The organism is Streptomyces botrytidirepellens (genome assembly GCF_003721215.1).
Taxonomy (GTDB): domain Bacteria; phylum Actinomycetota; class Actinomycetes; order Streptomycetales; family Streptomycetaceae; genus Streptomyces; species Streptomyces himastatinicus.
Window position 1 is genome coordinate 1 of record NZ_RIBZ01000696.1, and the last position, 6899, is coordinate 6899.

Annotated in this window: 6 protein-coding genes; 1 reads left to right on the top strand and 5 read right to left on the bottom strand. The window is 71.6% G+C overall.

Annotation, left to right across the window (positions count from 1 at the left end; all coding sequences use genetic code 11):
* Positions 1 to 1739: MinD/ParA family ATP-binding protein (locus EEJ42_RS53400; protein ID WP_246097592.1), on the top strand; the 1739-nt coding region annotated here is incomplete at its 5' end.
* A 76-nt stretch (positions 1740 to 1815) separates the two neighbouring features.
* Here the strand turns inward: EEJ42_RS53400 and EEJ42_RS36095 are convergent.
* The 5 genes from EEJ42_RS36095 to infB form a co-directional block, all read right to left on the bottom strand.
* Positions 1816 to 2772: a bifunctional riboflavin kinase/FAD synthetase gene (locus tag EEJ42_RS36095; RefSeq protein ID WP_123106421.1), complete on the bottom strand. Its 957-nt coding sequence runs from the start codon at positions 2770 to 2772 to the stop codon at positions 1816 to 1818.
* A 132-nt stretch (positions 2773 to 2904) separates the two neighbouring features.
* Complete coding sequence (truB, locus tag EEJ42_RS36100) at positions 2905 to 3825, bottom strand: tRNA pseudouridine(55) synthase TruB (RefSeq protein ID WP_123106422.1); 921 nt, start codon at positions 3823 to 3825, stop codon at positions 2905 to 2907.
* A complete protein-coding gene (gene rbfA, locus EEJ42_RS36105) occupies positions 3822 to 4322 on the bottom strand; it encodes a 30S ribosome-binding factor RbfA (RefSeq protein ID WP_123106423.1) in 501 nt (166 codons plus the stop codon). The genes truB and rbfA overlap by 4 nt, the downstream gene beginning before the upstream one ends.
* Positions 4323 to 4399: 77 nt before the next feature.
* Positions 4400 to 4696: a DUF503 domain-containing protein gene (locus EEJ42_RS36110; RefSeq protein ID WP_123106424.1), complete on the bottom strand. Its 297-nt coding sequence runs from the start codon at positions 4694 to 4696 to the stop codon at positions 4400 to 4402.
* A gap of 121 nt (positions 4697 to 4817) precedes the next feature.
* On the bottom strand, positions 4818 to 6899 hold a 2082-nt coding region (gene infB, locus EEJ42_RS36115), incomplete at its 5' end, for a translation initiation factor IF-2 (protein ID WP_123106426.1).

The window sequence follows — 6899 nt, forward strand, 5'->3', positions numbered from 1 at the left end:
CGCAGGGGCCCCAGGGGCCGCACGGTCCCCAGGGGCCGCAGAGTGCGCAGCACCCGCAGGCTCCGCAGGGGCCCCAGGCTCCTCCTCCGGCCCCCCAGGCCCCGCAGGGACCCCAGGCGCCCCAGGCCCCGCAGTACGGCTATCCGCAGGCCGGGCAGCAGCCCCCGGCGCCCGGGCCGGACGGTTACGGCTACCCCCGCCCCGACGCGCCCGCGCCCGGGCCTCAGCAGGGCCAGGGGCCGTACCCGCCGCCCGCGCCGCATCAGCAGCAGCCTCACCCTCAGCAGCCCCAGCCGCAGGACGGCTACGGCTACCCGCGCCCCGACGCCGGTGCCCCGGCCGCCGATCCCCGTACCGGCGGCTGGCCCGTCGCCACGCCCGACCAGCGGCAGCAGCGCCCGGGCGCCGGACAGGGCAACGCGGGCGCCCCGCTCGGGTACACGGCGGCGGTCGAGCTGTCCTCGGACCGGCTCATCCGCGGGAAGCAGAAGCCCAAGAAGAACAACGCCGCCGGTTCGCGGTTCAAGCTCGGCGGCAAGAAGGAGGAGGCGGAGCGGCAGCGCAAGCTGGAGCTGATCCGTACGCCGGTCCTCTCGTGCTACCGCATCGCGGTGATCAGCCTCAAGGGCGGCGTCGGCAAGACCACGACGACCACCGCGCTCGGCTCGACGCTGGCCACCGAGCGCCAGGACAAGGTCATCGCGATCGACGCCAACCCCGACGCGGGCACGCTCGGCCGCCGGGTGCGGCGCGAGACCGGCGCGACCATCCGCGACCTGGTCACCGCGATCCCGTACCTCAACAGCTACATGGACATCCGGCGGTTCACCTCGCAGGCAGCGTCCGGCCTTGAGATCCTCGCCAACGACGTGGACCCGGCGGTCTCGACGACGTTCAACGACGACGACTACCGCCGCGTCATCGACATCCTGGGCAAGCAGTACCCGATCATCCTCACCGACTCGGGCACCGGTCTGCTCTACAGCGCGATGCGCGGGGTGCTCGACCTCGCCGACCAGCTGATCATCATCTCCACGCCCTCCGTGGACGGTGCGAGCAGCGCGAGCACCACGCTCGACTGGCTGTCCGCGCACGGCTACGCCGACCTCGTCCAGCGCTCCATCACGGTCATCTCGGGGGTCCGCGAGACGGGCAAGATGATCAAGGTCGAGGACATCGTGTCGCACTTCGAGACCCGCTGCCGCGGGGTGGTCGTCGTGCCGTTCGACGAGCATCTGTCGGCGGGCGCCGAGGTGGACCTCGACATGATGCGCCCGAAGACCCGGGAGGCGTACTTCAACCTCTCCGCCATGGTCGCCGAGGACTTCTCCCGCGCGCAGCAGGCGCAGGGGCTGTGGACGGCCGACGGCGGCGCCCAGCCGCCGCAGATGGCCCCGCCGCTGCCCGGGCAGGGCCAGCAGCCCTACCCGGGGCCGTACGCGCCGCAGCAGGCCCAGCAGCCGCCGCCGTACGGGTACGGCTATCCGCAGCAGGGGCAGCCGCCGCAGCACCCGGGCCACCCCGGGCAGCCCGGTCAGCAGCAGGGCTGGTACCCGCCGCAGCAGCCGGGCCAGGCACAGCAGCAGCCCCAGCCCGGTCAGCCCTGGCAGCCCGGACCGCAGCAGGGACAGCCGCAGCAGCAGGGGCAGCCCGGTCAGCAGCCGCCCCAGCAACACGGCCAACAGGGCCAGCAGGGGCAGCCGTGGCAGCACCAGCCGCCGCCCCCGCCCCAGCAGTAGCCCCGTACGAACGGCGATCGCCCCGTCGGACCGGAGGAACCGGACCGGCGGGGCGATCGCCGTTGTACGACTGCGGTCAGCGGTGGCTGTCGTACTCCTCGACCAGCTCGCTCGCCCGCTTCACGTCGGCCGCCATCCGCTCCAGCAGCGCCTCGATCGAGTCGAACTTCTCCTGGCCGCGCAGGAAGGCGAGGAAGTCCACCTCCACATGGAGTCCGTACAGATCCAGGCCGACCCGGTCGATCGCGTACGCCTCCACGGTCCGCTCGGTCCCGTCGAACTGCGGGTTGGTGCCGACCGAGATGGCCGCGGGCATGGACTCGCCCTCGGCGGTCAGCCAGCCCGCGTAGACCCCGTCGGCCGGGATCGCGGTGTGCGGCAGCGTCTCCAGATTGGCCGTGGGGAAGCCCAGTTCGCGGCCGCGCTGCGCGCCGCGGACCACGACGCCCTCGACGCGGTGCGGCCGCCCCAGGACCTCCATGGCGCCCGTGACGTCCCCCTCGGCGACCAGCCTGCGCACCAGGGTGGACGAGAACGGCTCGCCGCCGCCCGCCTCGCCGCGCTCGTACAGGTCGATCACCTCGACCTCGTAGTCATAGGTGGTGCCCAGCTCGCGCAGCGAATCGACGTTCCCGGCGGCCCGGTGGCCGAAGCGGAAGTTGGGACCCTCCACCACGACCCGCGCGTGGAGCTTGTCGACCAGCACCTTCACCACGAAGTCGGCGGGGGTGAGCCGCGAGAACTCCTGGGTGAACGGAAGGATCAGCACCGCGTCCACGCCCAGCGCCGCCATCAGCTCCGCGCGCCGCTGGTGCGGGGCGAGCAGCGGGGGATGGCTGCCGGGTCGCACGACCTCGCTCGGGTGCGGGTCGAAGGTGACCACGACCGCCGGTACGCCCAGCTCCCGCGCGCGGGCCACCGCGCGGCCGATGATCAGCTGATGCCCGCGGTGCACTCCGTCGTAGGAACCGATCGTGACGACGCTGCGCCCCCAGTCCTCGGGGATGTCCTCCAAGCCACGCCAGCGCTGCACTATGCCCGCTCCTCGCCCGAACCTTCGACTGCCGACTTATCGCTTTCGCTTTTGCTTTCGCAGGTCTAAGACTGCCATGCCGCCTGCCCCCGCCGTGCACCGGAGGCCGGTCGGCGCGGGCCCACGGAACCTCTATGCGAAGACGGCGAGGCTCTTGGCCCGGCCCTTCGACTCCTCCACCAGGGCCAGGAAGCGCCCCTCCGGCCCGAAGACCGCCACCGGGCCCGCCGCTGCGCCCTCGCGGGGCGGCATGTCGATCCGTACGCCGTTGCCCAGCAGCCGGGCCTGGTGCGCGTCGACGTCCCAGCGCGGGAAGGCGGCGGCCGCGGCCTCGGCAATGGGCATGATCTGGAGGGACTCCTCCAGCCGCTCCAGCGTCCGCGCGGCCTCCAGCCCGTACGGGCCGACCCGGGTGCGGCGCAGCGCCGTCAGATGGCCGCCGGTGCCGAGCCCGGCGCCGAGGTCGCGGGCCAGGGCGCGGATGTACGTGCCCGAGGAGCACACCACCGTGACGTCGAGGTCGAGGACGGGCGTGCCGTCCTCGGCCTTCGCCTCGCGGGCCTCGTGGAGGACGAAAGACGAGACGGTGACCGGCCGGGCCGGGATCTCGAAGTCCTCGCCCTCCCGGGCCCGGGTGTAGGACCGCTTGCCGTCGATCTTGATGGCGCTGACCTTGGACGGCACCTGCTGGATGTCCCCGGTCAGCTCGCCGATCCCGGCCTCGACGGCGCTCAGCACGGTCCCGGCCGCCCCGCCGGAGGAGGTGATCTCCCCCTCGGCGTCGTCGGTGACCGTGGTCTGGCCGAGCCGGATCGTGGCCGTGTACTCCTTCTCGGTCAGCGCCAGATGGCCGAGCAGCCGGGTCGCCTTCTCGACGCCGATCACGAGCACGCCCGTGGCCATCGGGTCCAGCGTCCCGGCGTGCCCGACCCGGCGCGTACCGGCGAAGCGGCGCATCTTCGCGACGACGTCGTGCGAGGTGAACCCGGCCGGTTTGTCGACGATCACCAGGCCGTCCGGCGCACCGGAACCGGCCCTGCCCTTGCGTGTCATGCGTCCGCGGCACCCTTGCCGTCGGAGGGAGACGCGTCGTCGCCGTCGGAAGGAGACTCGTCCCCGTCCGCCTCCTCCTCGCCCGGCTTGCGGTACGGGTCGGCGTCACCGGCGTACGTGGCGCCCGAGGACGCCTCCCGGACCTCGGCGTCGGCCGCCTTGGCCTTGGCGAGGAGGTCGTCGATCGTGCGGGCGTTGTCCGGCAGGGCGTCCGGGACGAACGTCAGGGTCGGGGTGAACCGCACCCCGGTCTGCCGTCCGACCTCCGACCGCAGCACGCCCTTGGCGCTCTCCAGGGCGGCGGCCGAGGCCGCGCGCTCCTCGTCGTCGCCGTAGACCGTGTAGAAGACGGTCGCCTCCCGCAGATCACCGGTGATCCGGGTGTCGGTGATGGTCACATAGCCGAGCCGTGGGTCCTTGATCCGCCGCTGGAGGGTCTCCGCGACCACGACCCGGATGCGGTCCGCCAGCTTGCGTGCCCGCGCGGTGTCGCTCATGCGTCTTCTTCTCTCTTCTTCGCTTCAGTCATCGATGAACAGGGACGGTCATCGACCGGCCGCCGATTCCCCGGCCCTCACTCGTCGTCGCCACCGTGGAGCCGCCGTCGCACCGACAGCAGCTCCACCTCCGGCCGCCCCGCGACCAGCCGCTCGCAGCGGTCGAGGACGTCGTTAAGGTGGCCCGCGTCCCCGGAGACCGCCGCGAGGCCGATCTCGGCCCTGCGGTAGAGGTCCTGGTCGCCGACCTCCGCCACGCTCACCGCGTACTTGCGGTGCAGCTCGGCGACGATCGGGCGGACGACGGAGCGCTTCTCCTTCAGCGACCGTACGTCGCCGAGAAGCAGGTCAAAGGACAACGTCCCTACATACATGCGGTCCGGGTCAAGCCACCCGTGGGGCCTTCGAGGTTGAGGCTTCTCGAACCGTACACGCAAGGGCCGGGGCCGATCGACGGAAATTCTCCGCCGACCGGCCCCGGATGAGAGGCGCGCGTCAGCCGCGCGGCTTCTCGCGCATCTCGTACGTCGCGATGACGTCGTCGATCTTGATGTCGTTGTAGCTGCCGAGGTTGATACCGCCCTCGAAGCCTTCGCGAATCTCGGTGACGTCGTCCTTGAAGCGGCGCAGGCCCTCGATGTTGAGGTTCTCCGCGATGACCTTGCCGTCCCGGAGGAGGCGGGCCTTGGTGTTCCGCTTGACCTCGCCGGAGCGGATGAGGACACCCGCGATGTTGCCCAGCTTGGACGAGCGGAAGATCTCGCGGATCTCCGCCGTGCCCAGCTCGACCTCTTCGTACTCCGGCTTGAGCATGCCCTTGAGGGCCGCCTCGATCTCCTCGATCACCTGGTAGATGACCGAGTAGTAGCGGACGTCCACGCCCTCGCGCTCGGCCATCTGCGTGGCACGCCCGTCGGCGCGCACGTTGAAGCCGATGACGATGGCGTCGGAGCCGGTCGCCAGGTCGATGTCGGTCTCGGTGACCGCACCCACACCGCGGTGCAGGACGCGCAGGTCGACCTCTTCGCCGACGTCGAGCTGGAGCAGGGAGGACTCGAGGGCCTCCACCGAACCGGACGCGTCGCCCTTGATGATGAGGTTGAGCTGCTGGACCTGACCGGCCTTGAGCACCTTGTCCAGGTCCTCCAGGGAGACCCGGCGGGTGCGCTTGGCGAAGGCGGCGTTGCGCTCGCGCGCCGCGCGCTTCTCGGCGATCTGACGGGCGGTGCGGTCCTCGTCGACGACGAGGAAGTTGTCGCCCGCGCCCGGCACGTTGGTCAGACCGAGCACCAGGACCGGGGTCGAGGGACCCGCCTCCTGGAGCTGGTTGCCGTTGTCGTCGAGCATCGCCCGGACGCGGCCGTACGCGTCGCCGACGACCATCGTCTCGCCGACCCGCAGGGTGCCGCGCTGGACCAGCACGGTGGCCACGGCGCCGCGGCCGCGGTCCAGGTGGGCCTCGATCGCGATGCCCTGCGCGTCCTGCTCCGCGTTGGCGCGCAGGTCGAGCGAGGCGTCCGCGGTGAGGACCACGGCCTCGAGCAGCTCGTCGATGTTCAGACCCTGACGGGCGGAGATGTCGACGAACATGGTGTCGCCGCCGTACTCCTCGGCCACCAGGCCGTACTCGGTCAGCTGACCGCGCACCTTGGTCGGGTCCGCGCCCTCGACGTCGATCTTGTTGACCGCGACCACGATCGGCACGTCGGCCGCCTTGGCGTGGTTCAGCGCCTCGATCGTCTGGGGCATCACACCGTCGTTGGCCGCCACCACGAGGATCGCGATGTCGGTCGACTTGGCACCACGGGCACGCATGGCGGTGAACGCCTCGTGACCCGGGGTGTCAATGAAGGTGATCTTGCGCTCTTCCTCGTTGACCTCGGTCGAGACCTGGTACGCACCGATGTGCTGGGTGATGCCGCCGGCCTCGCCCGCGACCACGTTGGTCTTGCGGATCGCGTCCAGCAGTCGCGTCTTACCGTGGTCGACGTGACCCATGACGGTCACCACCGGCGGACGCGCGACGAGCATCTCCTCGCCGCCCTCGTTCTCGCCGAACTCGATGTCGAAGGACTCGAGAAGCTCGCGGTCCTCCTCCTCCGGGCTGACGATCTCGACGACGTAGTTCATCTCGTCGGCGAGGAGCTGGAGCGTCTCGTCGGAGACCGACTGGGTCGCGGTGACCATCTCGCCGAGGTTGAGCATCACGGCGACCAGCGACGCCGGGTTGGCGTTGATCTTCTCCGCGAAGTCGGTGAGCGACGCACCACGCGACAGCCGGACCGTCTGGCCGTTGCCGCGCGGCAGCATCACGCCGCCGACCGACGGGGCCTGCATGGCCTCGTACTCCTGGCGCCTCTGCCGCTTCGACTTACGGCCACGACGCGCCGGACCGCCGGGACGGCCGAACGCACCCTGCGTGCCACCACGGCCACCGGGACCACCCGGGCGGCCGCCGAAGCCCGGACGGCCACCGCCGCCACCGGGACGACCGGCGAAACCGCCGCCGCCACCCGGACGACCGCCGCCGCCACCACCGGGACGACCGGCGAAACCGCCGCCGCCACCCGGGCGACC